An 18816-nucleotide genomic window follows, 5' to 3' on the forward strand; every position below is an offset into this window, starting at 1 on the left:
TAATTAACTGGATGAGTAAGTGTTTAGAATACACCTCCAAGAGCGAAAAAGAAGCGTTGAGATACATCAATTTTTTCATTGTTAAACATTTCTGTAGGGCGGAATGGCCAACCAAATCCTAACATAACTGGAACGTTATTCATAACATCAAAACGTAAACCAAATCCAGCACTACTACAAAGATCCTTTAATCGGATAGTATATTCTTTAAGGCCTACAAATCCAGAATCTAGGAAGACAAAGGCGCTTACACTAGGCTGGGTGATTAATGGATATTGGAATTCTTCAGTAAGAAGTAGGGAAGATAATCCACCTTTAGGCTCTGTAGGTGAGAACTTAGGACCGATAAGGAAGGGTTTGTACCCACGAACAGTAGTTTCTCCACCTAAGAAAAAGCGCTCACTTATAGGAATACCATCCTTAGAAGTATTATTAAAGGGTTTAAGGAATTGAGCCTCTCCTTTAATTTTTAAAACTCCTTTTCTTGTTAATTTTCTGTAGATAGAACTATTGATAGACAACTTGGTAAAGTGATAAGAACCACCGAGACCAGAAACTTCAAAACTTATTCCTCCACGAATTCCTGTTGTTGGATTTCGTGGATTATTAACTGAATCATAATTTAAATTTACTCCAGCAGCAGAAACAAAACCTTTATTGGTTTCAGGATCGGGACCTGTTTGAAGCTTCTTTTTTTTATGTAGACTCGTTTGACTTCCACGGTAGTGTAAACCGTATTTTAATTTCTGGTTTAGAATATAAGTAGTACTGACATTTCCTCCATAAGTTTCTACGGAATACTCTTTTGAAAGAGCCTTATTGATAGACTTATCAAGTTCTACTCCTAAAATCCATGGGGTGTTTAAGAAATGTGGCTTAGTCCATTTCACTGTATAATCTGTTACTTTATCCCCAAAGTTTGCTTTTAGGAATAAATATTCACCACCACCACGCAAGCATTTTGGTCCTTTAGAAAATAATTCATGGATTCCTAGTAGATGAAAATTGCTTTCAGAAAGTTCAATACCTCCGAATAAATTATCTAAAGAGCTAAATCCAAGAAATAGTCCGAGATTTCCTGTTGTAGTTTCTTTGACTTCTATAAATATGTCTCGATATTGTTCAGAACTATTTAATGGGTCTAACTGTGAGCGTACGGTATAAACACTCACGCTTTGAAAATATCCTGTGTTTCTTAAACGTTGCTCTGTGTCTTCAAGTTTTAATCTATTAAAAGTATCTCCAGGAAATAGGCTGCTTTCATGTAAGATAACATCATGTTTTGTATGCGTATTTCCAGTAATTTTAATTAACCCTACTTTATAAGGAGATCCTTCACTTATCTGATAGGTAACGTCATATACAGGTTGTCTAGCATGAGGGGAAAATACAACATCAATATTGGTGTTTATATAGCCATATTTAGAGTAGATATCTTTAATTTTTTGAGCGCCATCCCAGATATTGTTAGGGCAATAGATATCATTAGGACCAGCAGATAGTTGTTTTTCTACAAGTCGTTTCGGTAAAAGATCTAAACCTTCAATATGAACGTGCCCTAAGGTATAGAGAGGGCCTTTATTCACGTCCATACAGAGAGTAATATTTCCTGATTTATCGACTTCTCTTTTAGGAGTAACAGTGGCATCTGCATAACCTAGATTATGCAAGTAATTAGTAATAGTAAAGGCGTCCTGTTCAACAATATCAGGATGATATAATCCACTTCCTGTAAACCAGCTAGTAGTTTTAGAATACTGTTTTGTAAGGATCAATTCCTTAACATCAGCTTTCTCTGAACGCTTGAGTCCACGTAATTCTAATTTTTTAATTTTACCACAAGGGCCTTCATAAATTTTTATGGTTATATCAATGTAGCCGCGATTTTCATTATGATCCAATTCATAAGTAATTTGAGAATCAAAATAACCACGTTTAAGATAATAAATACGAAGATCATCGATATTTTTTAAGAATTTCTCTCTGCAAAATAAATCATTTTCATACACTTGCAAAGTCTTAGTAATTTTGTACTCGGGAACAACATTATTCCCAACGACGTGGATATGGCGAATAGAAGGTTTAGCAACAAGAACTAAGGAGATAATAGTTTTCCCGTTAGCAAAATCAACACTCGGTTCTACTTTGTCATAATCTTTTGATAGGTTGCGCAAGTCTTCATCGAAATCTGTTTGAGAAAACAAGGAACCTTGTTTAGTTTTCAATTTTGGCTGGGGACGTTTATTTAGAGCATTTTCACCCTTAGTTGTAATAGTAATAGATTCAACTAGTGCGTACCCCTCTTTGACAGTTTCTGTAGCTGTTATAACTAATGGAGTTTGGATTAGCGCTAAGGCAGTAAACCACAGAATAACTTTATTTCGCATATAAACACTCGCAAGAATTTGCCTTAAGACAGAAAAACCTGATTATTGAAGTAAGCACAAAAATACGGGGTAGGATGTTTTTTCACAAGAGCTTACTCTTTATGAGTCTTAGAGGACTGTGTATATTTTTTAGTTAAAATTTATTTATTACTTAATAAGGATTTCTTCCTGAAAATGCCTTGGCTAGTGTGTTCGCATCTATATAGTCAAAGGATAAACCAATGGGAAGACCTAGAGCTAATCGAGAAATAGAAATATCTATTGATGATAGCTCTTGTTTTAAAAAAAGTGCTGTAGCATCTCCTTCTAGTGTGGCGTCTAGAGCTATAATAATTTCTTTTGGTTTTAATGTTTTTACACGTTGTTTTAATAATTGCAGTCTTTCGTCTTGGATATGCTTCCCTGTGATTGGTGATAATAGGGTCCCTAGGATGTAATAGTGTCCTCGGAAAACTTGAGATCGTTCGAATGAAAATACATCTTTAGGTGTGGCCAGGATGCATAGTGTTGATGGGTCGCGCGATGAATGGCAGAAATCACAAGCACTTTCTGGAAAATTTTTTAGACAAAAACATGTAGGGCAATGACAACGAGAAGAAGAAATTTCAGTAAAGGCCTTCCCCATGGCTTCTAATTGTTCCTTATCCCATTCAAGTAATTCAAAGGCTAATTTTTCTGCTGTTTTAAACCCTACTCCAGGGAGTTTTCTAAGTAAGGAGATCAGTTTAGACACATAGTTTGGGTACTTTATCATGTTAGAACTTAATTATATTTTTTAACTCCAGTAAGACATAGACAAGAATCATATGCGAAATAAAAGTTAGAGTATAAACTCTTTGAATAGTATACTAGCTTTTTTCTTTATTTGTGGTTGTTTGTGAAAAAAACAAGAAAAGCATCTATTTGGGGCACAGGTTCTTATTTACCCAAAAGAATTCTCTCGAATTTTGATCTTGAACAAATGGTAGATACCTCTGATGAGTGGATAGTAACAAGGACAGGAATCAAAGAGCGACGTATTGCTGATCCAAGTGAATATGCTTCTATAATGGGAGCAGAATCTGCCAAGAAGGCTATAGAAAATGCTGGGATAAATAAAGATCAAATAGAGTGTATTATTTTTGCTACATCAGCTCCGGATTATATTTTCCCATCGAGTGCAGCTTTAGCTCAAGCATATCTCGGTATAAAAGAGGTCCCTGCATTTGATTGTTTGGCTGCCTGTACAGGTTATCTGTACGGTCTTTCATTAGCTAAAGCTTATGTAGAATCTGGGATGTATGATAATGTATTGTTGATCGCAGCGGATAAATTGTCCTCGTTTGTAAACTATGAAGATCGAAATACCTGTGTTTTATTCGGGGACGGAGGATCCGCATGTGTGATAGGTTTGAGTCGTCCCGGTTCCCTAGAAATTACTAATGTTAGTTTAGGAGCTGATGGCTCATTAGCTGAATTGTTAAGTTTGCCTGCTGGAGGAAGTCGTATTCCTGCTTCTAAAGAAACTATAGAAGAGGGGAAGCATTTCATTGCTATGGAGGGAAAAGAAGTCTTTAAACATGCTGTAAGGCGCATGGAATTTGCTGCTAAAGATTGTATTGCTAAAGCAGGAATCGAAGAACAAGACATTGATTGGCTAGTTCCTCATCAAGCGAATGAGCGTATTATTGATGCTATAGCAAAACGTTTTGACATAGACGAGAACAAGGTATTTAAAACTTTATCTAAATATGGGAATACAGCAGCTTCTTCTGTAGGAATAGCTTTAGATGAATTACTGCATAAACATGACATTACTACTAGTGAATATTTACTTTTAGTAGCTTTTGGTGGCGGGTTGTCTTGGGGAGCTGTTATTTTACAGCAGGTATAGGATTTACTCATGAATAAGAAGGTAGCTTTTTTATTTCCCGGTCAGGGTAGTCAATATGTAGGTATGGGTAAGGATTTAGTAGAGACGTATCCTGAGGCCAAAGAATTATTCGATTTATCTGATCAAACTTTGGGTTTTTCTTTATCTTCGATAATGTTTGAAGGTCCTGAAGAAAAGTTATTGCAAACGGCATATAGTCAGTTAGCCATATATTTGCATAGTTTAGTAGTAGTTAGGATTTTGTCCTCACGTATGTCTATTGTCCCTTCATTAGTATCTGGATTAAGTTTGGGAGAATATACAGCATTGGTTGTTTCACAACGTATTTCTATACTCGATGGTTTCCAAATTATTAGTAAGCGTGCACAATTTATGAATGAAGCTTGTAAACATACTCCTGGAGCTATGGCAGCGATTGTAGGATTATCAGTTGATGTCATTGAAGAAAGCATAGCTAGTTTAGGAGATGGGGTTTGGATAGCTAATTATAATTCACCAAAACAGATTGTTATTGCTGGTATACGAGAGAAAGTTGAAGAGGCAATACAGCTGTTTACTGATTTAGGAGCTAAGAGAGCGGTTTTATTGAAGGTATTTGGAGCTTTTCATACTCCTTTAATGCAGTCTGCAGAAGATGAGCTATCTCCTTATTTGTATAATTTAGACATGAGTGATTCAGAGATTCCTTTGGTTTCTAATGTTGTGGCTAGGCCTTTAGTAGGTACTGAAGAAATTCGTCAATGTTTAATTAAACAAATGACTTCTCCCACACTATGGTATCAGAGTTGTTCTCAGATGGATACAGAAGTCGATGAATTTTTAGAACTAGGACCAGGGGGTGTTCTTGCTGGACTAGGACGATCCATGGGATTAAGTAAACCTATTAGGAGCCTAGGGACGGCAGAGAGTATCCAAAATTTTTTGATGGGGACTAAATGAATAAGATTTTGTTAGGGAAAAAGGCTATTATTACCGGTGGCTCTAGAGGCATAGGATTTTCTGTTGCTAAGCTTTTTGTAGAACAAGGAGCAGATGTTGAAATTTGGGGTATTAACTCTGAAAAGGGTAAACAAGCTGCTATTGAACTTTCTCAAATTTCTAATAATCCTGTTACTTTTGTAAGTGCTGATGTGAGTAATTATGATTCTGTAAAAGAAGCTTCTCAAGCATTTCTGAGTAATCATGGATGTATTGATATTTTAGTGAATAATGCTGGGATTACCCGAGATAATCTTCTTATGCGTATGTCTGAAGACGAGTGGTCTTCTGTAATTAATACAAATTTAAATTCTCTTTATTATGTTTGTTCGAATGTAATTCGTGCTATGATTAAAGCTCGTTCTGGTTCGATAATTAATATTAGTTCAATAGTAGGAATTATGGGTAGTCCTGGACAGACGAATTATGCGGCTGCTAAGGCAGGTATTATTGGATTTAGTAGAGCTTTGGCTAAGGAAGTGGCTGCAAGAAATATTCGAGTGAATTGCATAGCTCCGGGATTTATTGATACTGATATGACTAGAGTATTGAGTGATGACTTGAAATCTGGATGGCTAAAAAATGTTCCTATGGGGAGAATGGGATTCCCGGAAGAAATTGCTAATGCGGCATTATTTCTTGCCTCTCCACTCTCTTCGTATATTACAGCTCAAGTATTAAGTGTCGATGGGGGAGTAACATATTAGAACGATCTAGATTGGAAAATAAGCTTTTGTGATACTAAGTGATCATTTCTTATTAAGAATTTTTAAGTAATTGGTTAGAAACATAAGGAATATAGCTATGAGTTTAGAAGATGATGTAAAGGCGATTATAGTTGATCAACTAGGGGTGGATATCAGTGAGGTGAATGAAGATTCTTCATTTATTGAGGATTTAAATGCCGACAGTTTAGATTTAACCGAGTTAATTATGAGCTTGGAAGAAAAATTTTCCTTTGAGATTTCTGAAGAAGAAGCTGAAAAATTACGTACTGTAGGTGATGTTATCGCATATATTAAAATGCGTCAGGGTCAGCAGTAGCATTTATTGTAGCTGCTTTCTGGTGCGTTTTATTGCATTAGTGCATAGACATTCCATTGCTAAAATAGCGCACCACTTTTGTTTTTATTTAAAACTATCTTTCAAGATATTGGGTGTCTGAAAGTAATTTGTTTAGCATATTGTTCTAAAAGTGTTAGAGCTACTGATGGGCATTCTTCTATAATACTAAGGAATTGTGCTTTACTTAGGACTAAAGCTCTAACCTGAGTGATTGCTTCGGCATTGTATTCTCTAGGCTTATTATTGAATAAGCTTTCTTCTCCAAAGCATTCATGTGATGAAATTGTAACAGACAGCGATGCATTGTTAGTAATTTTGACATATCCTTCTGCGATGATATACAGGCTGAAACTTGGTTGCTCTATGGAAAATATTTTAACTCCAGGTTTAAAGATCATAATCTCTGCTTTGTCAGCAATAGCTAGTAGGATATCCATGTCTAGAGTATTGAAGACTAGGCTTTTTTTCAGTAGGAAGGCTCGATCAATTAAATTCATCATGGTTCCTTTCTAGATAGTAGAAGTTATTAGGGTGTCAGAATCATCTTTGTTATGAACTTCGTCCTCATTAACGTTAGTATAAAAAGGTGCTGGTTGAAAATCAGGATCACAGTGTGCTAGCTCTTCTTTTAATTGTCTAGAAACAAGCTTATTTAAGTATGAGGGGGAATTTTCTATCATATTCAATAGTTCTTTTAGGGTTAAAGGAATCACCCCCCATCGGAGGTAGTATTTTTCACTGCGCTTGGTGGTATTATTAATAAAGGGATCAAGTAGAGAAAGCAGATAGCTATCGCAATTTTTTTCTAAAGATTCCAATGCCTGAGCTCGAGCTTTTTTATTTTTTCCTATTAAAGCACGGATAAGAATATCTGAGTAATCCATCGATCCTAGGATTCCTAGGAATGCAAGCATAAAATTAACTTCTGATTGATAATTGGATTCTAGAGTATTTACTAGTAAGCTGAGATTATATTTAGGGTAATGGCTTTGTATATAATTTTTATGATAATCATAAAAAGTGGCTTTTAAAGCTCTAGATTTTAATATTTTGTAGGCATTTTTTTTAAAAGTTTATTGTCAACTTTAGATAATGCTTTTGCTGCAAGAATTCGACAACGGTTATGGATATTATGATCGGAAAGAATTTGAATGAATGACGCTGCTGTTTCTTTTGGAAGATCTGTTATAATAGACTCTGCATATTTTCTTGACTTACTTTTTAATAGTGAGGCTGTAAGTACGAATTCCTTTACGTACAAAGAATCTAAGACAATGCTTATTGTCTTTAAGAGATAGCGACAGGCTTCATCATCGTCAGTATGATTTTTTAAGGCTTGTATAAGATTTCTACAGTAAGGTTTATGAGTTGCTTTAACAGAAGCTTCAATAGCTTTACATGTTTGTAGGAAGATTTCAGGATCTTTACTGTCTAAGAAATCAATCAATATAGGAAAATTATCGGGATTTTTTTCTAGCGTAAGAATGGTTAGACCGATGGATACAATTTGTGGGTCTGAAGAATTCAGGAGTTCTTTAAGTCGGGTATCTGCAAAATCTCGATAATAGCCGCTCATTTCCTGACGACGTATTGTAAGAATAGCCGCTAGAAGTTTTTTCCCAGGTTTGTCATATAGATCTTCAGAAATATCAGAAATTCGTAGTAGATCGTGTTCTGCAAAATATAAATGGATTTCCATAGCTATTAATGGATGTGGAGTATTAGATGACCAGCGTTTTAAAAGTTCTAAAGTTAAAAAGTCTTTAGCCCATAGGCTGTTTTTCAACATCTCTATAGCTTTGAGTTTTCCTGGCAGGCTGAACTTATTCATGTGCGTAAGTAGGTTGGGGAGTACACTACGACTGCCTAGATTTAATAAATATTGAAAAGCAAAAATTTGATTGCGTTCGTGTTGATGTTTTAAATGAGATAGTAAGAGTAGTTCAATTTGTCTTTTATCTTTTGAAGACATAGCTTTGATCCACCCTTGTATAGTTTTTTTAAGATGGATAGCCTGAGAAGATAAATTTTTTAAAATTGCCTCTGCATAATACGAACGCAATAGAAAAGAAAAAATTACTGTAATAACAGCAATAAGTAGGCACAGGTATTTACTAGGAGCAAAAAAGCAGATTAATGCCCAAACAAACATTCCTATTGGTTCAATAAAGCACTCTATAGCAATACGAATTTGATTCCGGATACTATTGGGGACGCCATAGATTAATAGTTGTAGGTTATTGTCGTCCAAAGCATAGGTAACGCCTTCTCTAACAACCATACCTATGGTGGCAATAGTGATTGAAGTATTAAAGGACCAAAATAAAAATAAGTTTAAAAAACATAGAGGGGCAAAGAGAATAATGTTGTTTACGCCAATATTTTTTACAAGTCTGCCGTAAACAAATAGGGCAAAACACATATTCACTAGAGAAATCCATGAAGAGCACTTAGTGATATGTTCTGTAAGTTCATAGGGACCTTGATCAATAAAATATTCTTCAAAAATTTTTAGGTAATTAAATTCTGTAGCAATAGCAAGTAATTGCATTAAGAAATAAAAACCTAGCAGATAAAAGGTATAGCGATCAGTTAAGCAAAGCTTTAAAGACTTGGCTAGAGGTGGAGGATGGCCTGTATCTATAAAATGATCATGATCTTCAGATAATTCTTTTAAAGATTTTGATATATAGTGTACGACGGGGTAGCATCCCAAAAGGATAACGATAAATAAAATGAGGATGCGTTCTATACCGATAATTTGGATTTGATTAACAATGCCAGCACCTACGGCATCTCCTAAGAATATAATAGCATTGAATATACTGAAATGCCTCTTAGCGTCTTGTAAATTAAAAAATTGATCTACAAATCCCCAAAAATTTGTGTATGCGAGGATAAGTAAACTCCAAGAGAGTATGCGGTAGAGAAATAGTGGAGTTCCTAGGGGGTGGCTATGAGTAAGAACGTAAAATAATAGGTAAAGATTACATACGATGATGCTAGTTATAGGGAGGAGAAATAGGGATTTTGAGGAAATTTTTTTTTGAATAAATTGTAAAGGATCAAAGAGGAAAATACGCATAGGATGAATGAAGAACTAAGGTATGTAGCGGGAAGATTTTCTGTACCTAAATTCTCAAGAAACAGCCCTTCACTCAAAGCTAACGTTCCATAGCATCCTGTTCCCCAGATTAGTCCTAGTAATAAGAACAGAAAAACACGTTTTTCTTCTCCGTGATGCAAATCTAATAGCAAGCGAAGGGCTTTTTTCATAACAAACCCACCAAAGAAAAATATAGATTAACAAATTAAATTAATTAATTTCAAGGAGGGTTCCGTAATTAATATGAATAAGTATTATATTAAAATTTAGAATCCATTTCATTCCGCGATAACCGGTTTATGATGACGGATTAGGGTAACGCAGAGGACGCTGATTAAACAAATTACTGTAACAATAGACGCGCTAACGATTGTCCAAACAGCATTAGCAGTGCTTACAAGAAGACTAGATACTTGTGGTAAGATTCCTGCAAGGCCTAAAGATGATAATACGATAATACTAATTGCCAGTAAAGAAATTGCTAGAAGGCAGGTAGCTAGAGCCGTGGGGCCTGTGCAAAGAGTCGCTGGCGTAGTAAGGTGCTGAAGTTTTGCTTTGATAGCGGATACTTCTGATCTTATCTCTGCAATTGTCGCAACATTATTTTGTGTGGTGCGTATTAAATAGAGTTGGTCATACCCAGAAGTGGGAGAAGTTAAGGATGGTCTGATAGCATGTCCTATTTGGGTTTGCAAGTTAGCTAGCATAGCTTGCAAACTCACTAATTGTTGTCCAAATTCACTTGGTAATAAAGGAGCGGAGGGGGAAGAGTCACTGGTTAAATCAGAACACACAGGATTCATGGGCAGATACTCCTAGGTTTTGTATTTCAATAATAACTTAAGCGTCTGAGTTCTGTTTTATTGTAAATATGGCGTGATGGCCTTTTAATAGGGAAACAACGGATAATGATGCTAAAATCAGTACTGCCACTGAAGCGCAAGCAAGAATGGGCAGAGATATACAAGCACCAATAGTATACATATTCAATAAAGAAACGAATATAGGTAATCCACCACAAGCAGCTACTATACAAGCAATGAGAACAGCGATAGAAATTAGGGCTATTATTGTAATCATAACAGCCATAATTTTGGCGCATGTGTTTGGCGTAGTACGTCCTATGAGGTATCCTACAGTATGAGAGGAAGATTCTTGGTGTGGACGAGATGATGTTTCAACTAATTCCACTAGCAATTCTGTAACTGCTCCTAAGCTAGCAGTGAGCTTATTAATTTTTTCTTTAAGTAGCGAGAGATTATGTTCTACACTACTTGATGATACCAAAGCTTGTTCTACTTGGAGAGAAAGAGATCTGTTAGAGGAGCTTGTTTGCAAGGATAGTTCATTTAATCTTTGAAATGCTTGACATATGCGCTTATCAAAGTTAACAAGTGCATTAAAAGTACTACTATCAGAATCACTATCAGAATCACTATTACCTATAGGTGAGGACATACACTTCCTTAAAATTATAGAAAGCACTTTCAAAATTGAAGAGATTCTAACTTAAGTAAGGATTTATATCAAGATAAGGTTTTATTTCTCTAAATTATGTAATGCAAACTTTTTAAAAAGTTTTTTATTCAAAGACCATAAAATAATTAAGCCAATCAACCATTGTAAAATTAAGCTGGATAGACTGAATACAGAGAAGGGATTCCACCAATGACAACCGTCTTCGGGGAATAAGCCTTCATAGAAGCACCAGAAAAGTAAAATTATTCCTTCAATTGGAAGTAAATATTTTACCATATAATCAAAAGCGCGATTCAGACGGATATCATTGGGAACAGAGTGAATAGTTTGTTTTTTTAGTCGGGGCAAGCCGTAGATAGTAGCTGCATAAATGAAAATCAAGCCGTTAACGATTAGTCCTGTTCCCCATACTGTGTCTTGATTAGTAAATACGGAAATGCTTAGTGAAGAAGGAACCCCAAGTAAAAAAGCAATAATTGTAGCTACAGATTCTGCTATATGTTTCTTCATCCCAAGTTCTGAAAAAGTTTGTGATAGTAGAAACAACATGGAGATCATTGAAGATAGAGAAGCAATAGCAAAAGCTAGGAAGAAAATAGAGCTGAATATAGCTGGTAAGTATGTGGCCCCTGGAATTCGGGTAAAAAGTTCGGGTAGGTAAATAAATGCTATTCCTATGTTTGAGGCTCCTAAACCTTGTTGTAATTGTGTTGTCCCTAGTACATCAAGTGAGGTGCAAGCTGAAAATACAATAATCCCCATGATTAAAGAAACTAGGTTATTAGCTATTGCTGTTAGGGCTCCATTGGATACTATTCCTGTTTTTTTAGACGCGAATCCTGCGTATACTAGTAATAATCCCCATCCAGCACCTGTATCCCAAGCATTTTGTATTAAAGCCTCAAGCCATAATTTATAGTTAGATAGAGAAGACCACTCAAAGCTGAAAAGTTGTTTAATTCCTTGTATTGCGTTGGGTAAGGTTATAGCTCGCAAAAGAAGAATAAGAGTACAGATAAAGAAGGAGGGGATCAGGATTTTATTACATTTTTCAATTCCTTCTACGACTCCTTTACGAATGATCATGTAGGCTAGGAGTAATGAAAGGAAGTGAAATCCTAAAGGGAATGTGCTTTGATAATGAGATTCCCACAGATGAACAAAGTTATTTCCAGCGTAAATTTTCCCAGAAATGGAATAGTAAAAATAGCTTAGCCCCCAGCCAACAATATTGGAATAGTAGGCTAGAATGCATGTCGTAACCAGAGTAACAAATCCTCCTAACCATGCATATCGAGATCCTGCCGTTTTAATTATAGCTCCTATTGGAGCTTTTTTAGTCATTTTTCCTAGAGAGAGTTCTATAATGATCAGAGGAATAGACCATATAAATAAAAATAATAACCAAACTAAAATTATTGTCCCATTGCCATTTTGTGCAACAATCCTAGGGAAACGCCAGATATTCCCAGCACCAATGGCGACCCCCATTAAGGAAAATATAAAACCTAGTCTGGAAGAGAATTGTGTACGCTCTTTCATAGTTCGTGTGCTTTCATTTCTTTAGAAAGTCGTTTGCTTGTAGCGCTGACAACACAGCAATCAGACCAAACATTTAGAGATGTTTCAATCATGTCAAGCATAGTATAAAAGGGTAGAATAAGGCCAAGAATATGCAGAGGTACTTGCATAGATGTTAGTAGGGAGGATGTGAGGAAGTAGCATCCCATAGGGACTCCTGCATTTCCTATAGCGCATAGAGTTGCAATAAGGATCCAGACCATCATAGAAAATATAGAGAACGTCATACCATAAGAAGTGCAGATGAAAAGAACAGTAATTAAAATAAATGCAGCGCATCCATTCATATTAATTACAGAGCAAAGAGGGAAAGCCAGACGAGATAGAGAAGGATGTATTTTTAGCTTCTCCTCAGCTAATTCCATTGTTAGTGGTAGAGTTGCTGCTGAGGATTTAGAGAAAAAGGCTGTGATTAAAGCTGGAGACATAGCCTTTGCTATTCGAATGGAGGATAGTTTATTCATTCTTAATAGTATAGGAAGAACAACAAATCCTTGGATTAAGTTTGCTCCTACTACACAGATGAGATATTTACTAAAGGTAATGAAGTTTCCTTGGCTTTGAGAGAGTTCTCTATAAAGCAGAATAGAGAAAGCTAGTGTTGCAGGGAGTATTAACTTAAGAATGCCTCTGGCAATGTTTAATAAAATAGAAAACAATATGGAGAATAGCTTGTGTGTGTACTTTCTTTCTTCTTCAGGGAGAAATAGGGAAGAGACACTTAATGTGACGGACAAAAATGTTGCCGAGAGTACATTATTTTCAATAAATGGTTCTAAAATATTGTTTGGTATTACTTTGGATAATACTTCAAGATAACCTGTAGCTGACATTTCTTGGTGGGTTAGTAATACTTTTTTTAACGGCATTATCGGATGGATAAATAAAAATAACCCCAAACCTATGGCTGCAGAAATAATAGTTGTGAGTAGAGTGTAATATAAAATTTTTCTTCCAACAGATAGCATAACCTGGAAGCTTTGAATCGAGGTTATTGTTGAGCCAATGCCGAAAAATACTAGAGGAAGACTCAAAAATCTTAACAGTTTCAAAAAGAATCCTGATGCTACTGCTGCACATTGATAGATGAAATCAGAGTTTGAGGCACCCAGGGCTAGTCCCAGTATTATACTAGTTAATAGCATGACATTGTAATTTATTTTTTTTAATCTCTTTCTCATGGAAGCTGCTAAGTATTTTAATAAAAGAATAAGGTGAGTATAATAATTCAAGAATTTTTCTTTGAAAATAAAATGAAACTTTTTAACAAAGTCCAGCATGTCTTGTTTTAATTTACCTGAAGTTAATGCGAAGTTGACTCCGGTTAACCTTGAAAGTATAACGGATGCGGAGAAGAAAGCGTGGAAAAGAAAATTTGACTTTCACGTTATGCCCTCCCTATCCTCGTCCTCCTATGTTAATATCGAAAGATATCAACCTAGTTATCTTCGACGTATTGCTTGCATAGCAATGACAGTAATGATAACTCTAGTTTTATTAGCCACTTTGATTGCTACTCTTAATTTACATGTTTTCAATATAACTGGAATTTCTATTGTTGTAGCTGTTCTTGTTCCTATTATTTTGCTCTGCGGAGGCATGTGTGTTCTTTACCGTATTAGTAAAAAAGTCGATATTTTATCTGGAACAGTAATCAATCCTTTTGGAAAGAGATCCTGGGCTCCTATGCCTCTAAGTTTTTTTGCGAATAAGAGTTCAGGTATGATCCATATGATGGATCGGAATGGGTATGTGGATTTATCTACTTTAGATTCTAGTAATTCGGGGATAGCCCTTGTCTATTATTACCCTGAATCAGTAGACGCTCGAGTTCCTATGTTTCTTTTCCCTCTATTAGCAGCACCTTTTGTTGTGATTTGTAAGATGTGTTACAACCTCATTCGCTTTTTAGTTGTTCCTTTTTATATCCTTTTTCAGATGCTTATGCAGTCTTTAACGAATAATTCTACCTTATCTGAGTGTGATAAATTCAGATTCAAGGATATTTCTCGTGAGATGGGGAGGTCTTTGGCTAATATTTTACGCGCTCCTTTCTATGGCAGTGCTTCTATGATTACAGTATTTTATGGGCTACTCAATCCTTTATCAGGCCGTTTAGCTTATTCTTGTTTAGAGAGAGATTGGAATGATGATGTTATTCGTTCACGTAGTATTTGGTTGATTTGTCCTGAGAGGAACTTCCGGTTTGAAGGAGGAGGAACTCGCTTAGGGTTAGGACAATTTGGCTACTATTTAATGGGTTGCTTTCAACCTTGTGCATTATTATGCTTCAAAGATGGAGAGATCGTTTATGGGATTCATCAATCTGCTCAATACTATACTGATCAGACTCTTTTCATTTATCCCGGCATATCTGTATCATCTGAGATTGATGAGAGCTCTTCTGCTGCTGAGTCTTAACTAAGATTTTCTATGAGAAATATTATTCGGGAACTACCTTGTTTGGTTGATAAACAATCTTTATCCGGATGATGTTGTTTTGGTTTTCATTAGTAAAAAATTTTGATGAAAAACTTAAATAAGTTACAATACCCTTTGTGTTTTTTTGAGGGCCTTTTTCAATACAAGTTTTTCCTTATGATTATTCACAATAATTAGTGAAAAAGATCCTTTTGAATCGGCTTGATATCCTAATCCTAAGGGGATAGAGAAATTGAGAAATCCTTTCGATGTAAGAGAAGGACAAATGTTGTAGTAAAACAGATATAAGATGGATTTACCTCTGATTTTTATTTCTTCTACAGGTGAAGATTGCGGAGCTTTTGAGGAATTTAGTTACTCAGATAAAATTATAAATTTTTTGATTTCTGAGTTGGTTAACCTAGAAGGATCTAAGGAAAAGAGTGAGGGTTATATAGCTTTATCTGAAAGCCTATTAATGCTTACTCATCATTGTGTTGCCATTTTAAAAAGAGTAATTTTTTATGGTATGCATTATGGGATTAAAGGTAAGGATCCTCGTATTCTCAATGCTGTTTTAATTTATATTGACCTTTTATTCAAAAAGCTAGGTATTAGTTCTTCCGACAGGCTATCCCTATGTTCTGCTAGAGTTTGCGCAAATTTTGAATTATTTTCCTTAAGTGGAGATGAACGTTGTCTTGCTAATATGATAGCAAGTCATCATGCGATTGAACAGTTATTGAAAATACATCCTCATTTAGATAGACATCTTGGTTGGGAGTATTTTCAGTTTGGGATCAGTAGTGAAGAGCGTTCTCCTGCTTCTACTGCTCGTGTGTATGGATCTTTGGGACGAGCATATTTATTTTTCCATCATAAAGATAAGGCAAAGGAATTTTTAGTTAAAAGTTGTAGTTGTTTTATGAAGTCACTCGATCTTGTTCCTAATCAAGCGAGTGTACATGCGGATTATGCGGAGTGTTTACAAATTTTAGGTGTAAATTCTGGTAGATCCTCTTATATACAACAAGCGATGGAACATTTATCGAAGGCTATTTTTTTAAGCTTTAATCATAATTTTGATGATTATGCTTATGAAAGCTACCGTTATAACTATGCTGTGGCTGCGATTAAATTATTTAATCTTACGTATGAAAAAGCACATTTTTATCAGGCAAATAGAATTGTTTATCAAACAATTCAGGCATGTCCTCAATTCGCAAAACTATGGATTTTTTGGGGCGAACTATTAATTCGTTCTGGATGGTTAAATAGTAATATGAAGTACATAGAATTGGGCTTAGACAAGTTATCCTTAGCTCAAAAAAAGGTGGGGATCCTATTATTCTCTCTTCATTATTAGCTAGTGGAATATCAATGCTAGGGCTTTATTTAGATGAGCCAAATTTATTTAAGGAAAGTCGTGTACGTCTACTTGCTGCTATGAAAGTTTTCCCTGGAAACTTTTCTTTGATTCATGCTTTAGGTATTGTTCAACTTTGTTCTGCTCTATACTTTAGCGATGATGCAAGTTTTTCATCAGCAGCATCTTGTTTTCGATTTTGTATTGATAGAGACTCTGAGAGTATCAGTAGTTGGCAAAAATTGTTTGATGTTTACTTTGCTTGGGGAGTGAGAAAGAAAAGTGCCTTATTACTTCAAAAAACTGTGAATGTAATGAAGCGGTTATGTTCTTTACGTCCTGAAGTATTTCTATTTTGGAGTGATCACGGATTGGCTTTACGATGTTTAGCTGAGGTAACTACAGATCTTGTTTACAAAGAAATTTATTTAGAAGAGTCATTATTATATTATCGCAAAGCTTGGGATCTTAGTCACCGAATGGAGATTCTAGAACTTTGGGGACATTCATGTTATCTCTTGGCAGATCTTCAACAATCTCAAAAATATTATGATGAAGCATATACGTTATTGTCTAGGATAGATGAAGAAAAATTGTCTTTTCGAGCAAAGCTTCTTCTAGCTTCTACTCTTCTTGGGAAGGGGAGGTTATTATTAGACGAGGAGCTGGTTGAGCAGGCTTTAGTTATTTTAAATAGTTTAGTTTTCGAATATTCTGATCAAGAGGAGTTGTTACTTTTATTAGGTAAAGCGTGGTTATTTTTATTTTGGAAACGTAACTGTATTGAATCAGGGAACCTAGCTAAAATGTATTTAGAGCAATCTATTGCATTAGGATGTTGTGAGGCCTATTATACTTTAGCTAAATTTTATGCTATAAAGAAAGAAGTAAATCAAGCATGGAACATGTTATTGCGTTCTGTTGATTTTGGATTTAAGATTACAGAATCGCGTTGGTTAAATGATCCTTATTTAGAAAATTTAAGGGCAGGTCGTGATTTTCATGAAGTCATGGCAAATCAGAGGGGCAAGTTGTGGTTGGCGAACAAAATAGAAATGAAGAAAAGTTAGATGCGTCTTTAAGTTCTGGGAACTTAATGGATTCAAAAACAAGTCACCTGGATGATGAGCTGAGCTTTAAGTTAGAAAAGGTGTTCACCTGCTTGTCTACAAGTATACATTCTCATGATCTTTCTAAGATTGTGAGTGAGTATAATCCTATAGATTTAGCTTATGCTGTTTCCTGTTTGCCTCCAGATTCCAGAGCTATTCTTTATAAGAACCTTTCTTGTATGGCTGCAAGAGTTGCTTTTATTATTAATACAGATTCTGCATCGCGTTGGGCGATTTTTCGCAAGCTTACTGATATGGAAGTTTGTTCTTTGATTGATCAGATGCCCCCGGATGAAGCTGTATGGGTTTTAGATGATATTCCGGATCGTCGTTATCGTAGGATTTTAGAACTCATAGATTTTAAAAAAGCTTTGAAGATTCGAGACTTACAGAAGCACGGCAGGAACACTGCAGGAAGGCTAATGACTAATGAGTTTTTTGCATTTTTGATGGAAACTACAGTGCAAGATGTTGCTGCTTGTATTAGAAGCAATCCAGGAATAGATTTAACACGTCTTGTATTTGTTTTAGATTTTAAAGGGGAGTTGCAGGGGGTAGTTACAGATCGTAGTTTAATTATCAATCCTCCTGAAATTCCTCTAAGGCAAATTATGAATCAAGTAGAGCATAAAGTTTTGCCTGATGCAACTCGAGAAGAAGTGGTGGATCTTGTTGAACGTTATAAAATTGCAGCACTTCCTGTAGTAGATGAAGAGAATTTCCTTATAGGCGCTATTACTTATGAAGACGTTGTAGAAGCTATTGAAGATATTGCTGATGAAACTATTGCGCGTATGGCGGGAACTACAGAAGATGTTGGTTACCACAGTTGTCATGTTGTTCAAAGGTTTCTATTAAGAGCACCTTGGTTATTGGTTACTTTATGTGCAGGATTAGTTAGTGCTTCTGTAATGTCATACTTCCAGAAGATAGCACCTTCTTTGTTAGCTTTGGTTATTTTCTTTATTCCCCTAATCAACGGTATGTCTGGGAATGTAGGAGTACAGTGTAGTACGATTTTAGTAAGAAGTATGGCGACAGGGACACTTTCTTTTGGACGTCGTAGAGAAACAATATTTAAAGAAATAAGTATTGGTTTGCTTACAGGAATCGCCTTAGGAATCCTTTGTGGGTTAGTTGTTTATTTGATGGGATTTATGGGGATGAATTTGTTTGCAGGCGGATTGCAATTAGGAGTTACTGTTGCTTCTGGAGTTTTGGGAGCGTCGTTAACAGCAACAACTTTGGGAGTTCTCTCTCCATTTTTTTTGTGAAGCTTGGCGTCGATCCAGCTTTGGCTTCAGGTCCTATTGTAACGGCCCTGAATGATATTATGTCTATGGTGATATTCTTCTTGATAACTGGATTATTAAATTTTTTCTTTTTTAGTTAGTATTTTAATTTTTGTATAGGTTCTTATTCGTTCTGTAATTGATTTACAAAGCACA

The 18816-nt window shown here is 35.5% G+C and carries 12 protein-coding genes and 3 pseudogenes; 7 read left to right on the forward strand and 8 right to left on the reverse strand.

Features of this window, described 5'->3' with window-relative positions; translation table 11 throughout:
• Nucleotides 1-23: 23 nt before the first annotated feature.
• Nucleotides 24-2387: an outer membrane protein assembly factor BamA gene (gene bamA, locus RT28_RS01370; RefSeq protein WP_038500356.1), complete on the reverse strand. Its 2364-nt coding sequence runs from the start codon at nucleotides 2385-2387 to the stop codon at nucleotides 24-26.
• 151 nt (nucleotides 2388-2538) lie between these two features.
• Complete coding sequence (gene recR, locus RT28_RS01375; protein ID WP_038500362.1) at nucleotides 2539-3141, reverse strand: recombination mediator RecR; 603 nt, start codon at nucleotides 3139-3141, stop codon at nucleotides 2539-2541.
• 123 nt (nucleotides 3142-3264) lie between these two features.
• Here recR and fabH point away from each other — a divergent pair, with 123 nt between their 5' ends.
• From fabH to acpP, 4 genes are all read left to right on the forward strand, one after another.
• A complete protein-coding gene (fabH, locus tag RT28_RS01380; protein WP_020356184.1) occupies nucleotides 3265-4260 on the forward strand; it encodes a ketoacyl-ACP synthase III in 996 nt (331 codons plus the stop codon).
• A gap of 9 nt (nucleotides 4261-4269) precedes the next feature.
• Nucleotides 4270-5199 carry an ACP S-malonyltransferase gene (gene fabD, locus RT28_RS01385; RefSeq protein ID WP_038500365.1) on the forward strand — a complete coding sequence of 310 codons (930 nt, stop codon included), beginning with the start codon at nucleotides 4270-4272 and terminating at the stop codon, nucleotides 5197-5199.
• Nucleotides 5196-5945 carry a 3-oxoacyl-ACP reductase FabG gene (fabG, locus tag RT28_RS01390; RefSeq protein ID WP_038500367.1) on the forward strand — a complete coding sequence of 250 codons (750 nt, stop codon included), beginning with the start codon at nucleotides 5196-5198 and terminating at the stop codon, nucleotides 5943-5945. The genes fabD and fabG overlap by 4 nt, the downstream gene beginning before the upstream one ends.
• A 97-nt stretch (nucleotides 5946-6042) precedes the next feature.
• A complete protein-coding gene (gene acpP / locus RT28_RS01395; RefSeq protein WP_020356188.1) occupies nucleotides 6043-6282 on the forward strand; it encodes an acyl carrier protein in 240 nt (79 codons plus the stop codon).
• A 101-nt stretch (nucleotides 6283-6383) separates the two neighbouring features.
• On the opposite strand, the gene RT28_RS01400 is transcribed toward acpP, so the two are convergent.
• The 6 genes and pseudogenes from RT28_RS01400 to RT28_RS01425 all read right to left on the reverse strand — a co-directional run bounded on the left by RT28_RS01400 (nucleotide 6384) and on the right by RT28_RS01425 (nucleotide 13650).
• The gene (locus RT28_RS01400) at nucleotides 6384-6800 is read right to left on the reverse strand and encodes a cyclic nucleotide-binding domain-containing protein (protein ID WP_038501268.1); all 417 of its coding nucleotides are present in this window, start codon (nucleotides 6798-6800) and stop codon (nucleotides 6384-6386) included.
• A gap of 12 nt (nucleotides 6801-6812) precedes the next feature.
• Nucleotides 6813-9579: pseudogene (locus RT28_RS01405) on the reverse strand (hypothetical protein).
• Nucleotides 9580-9687: 108 nt separating this feature from the next.
• Nucleotides 9688-10212: a hypothetical protein gene (locus RT28_RS01410; RefSeq protein ID WP_038500370.1), complete on the reverse strand. Its 525-nt coding sequence runs from the start codon at nucleotides 10210-10212 to the stop codon at nucleotides 9688-9690.
• A 37-nt stretch (nucleotides 10213-10249) separates the two neighbouring features.
• Nucleotides 10250-10867, reverse strand: a complete 618-nt coding sequence (gene incB, locus RT28_RS01415) for an inclusion membrane protein IncB (RefSeq protein ID WP_038500373.1) — start codon at nucleotides 10865-10867, stop codon at nucleotides 10250-10252.
• Between the two features lie 81 nt (nucleotides 10868-10948).
• Nucleotides 10949-12430, reverse strand: coding sequence for a sodium-dependent transporter (locus RT28_RS01420; protein ID WP_038500376.1), 1482 nt, complete (start codon nucleotides 12428-12430; stop codon nucleotides 10949-10951).
• Nucleotides 12427-13650, reverse strand: a complete 1224-nt coding sequence (locus RT28_RS01425; protein WP_038501270.1) for a dicarboxylate/amino acid:cation symporter — start codon at nucleotides 13648-13650, stop codon at nucleotides 12427-12429. Before RT28_RS01425 ends, RT28_RS01420 begins: the two co-directional genes overlap by 4 nt.
• Before the next feature lie 97 nt (nucleotides 13651-13747).
• Here RT28_RS01425 and RT28_RS01430 point away from each other — a divergent pair, with 97 nt between their 5' ends.
• From RT28_RS01430 to mgtE, 3 genes and pseudogenes are all read left to right on the forward strand, one after another.
• Entirely contained in the window at nucleotides 13748-14890 is a 1143-nt protein-coding gene (locus tag RT28_RS01430) for a hypothetical protein (RefSeq protein WP_038500379.1), read from the forward strand.
• 310 nt (nucleotides 14891-15200) lie between these two features.
• Nucleotides 15201-17326 (forward strand): annotated as a pseudogene (locus RT28_RS05030) (tetratricopeptide repeat protein).
• Nucleotides 17327-17457: 131 nt separating this feature from the next.
• Nucleotides 17458-18761: pseudogene (gene mgtE, locus RT28_RS01440) on the forward strand (magnesium transporter).
• The last annotated feature ends 55 nt before the right edge of the window (nucleotides 18762-18816 follow it).

The organism is Chlamydia avium 10DC88, from assembly GCF_000583875.1.
Taxonomy (GTDB): Bacteria; Chlamydiota; Chlamydiia; order Chlamydiales; family Chlamydiaceae; genus Chlamydia; species Chlamydia avium.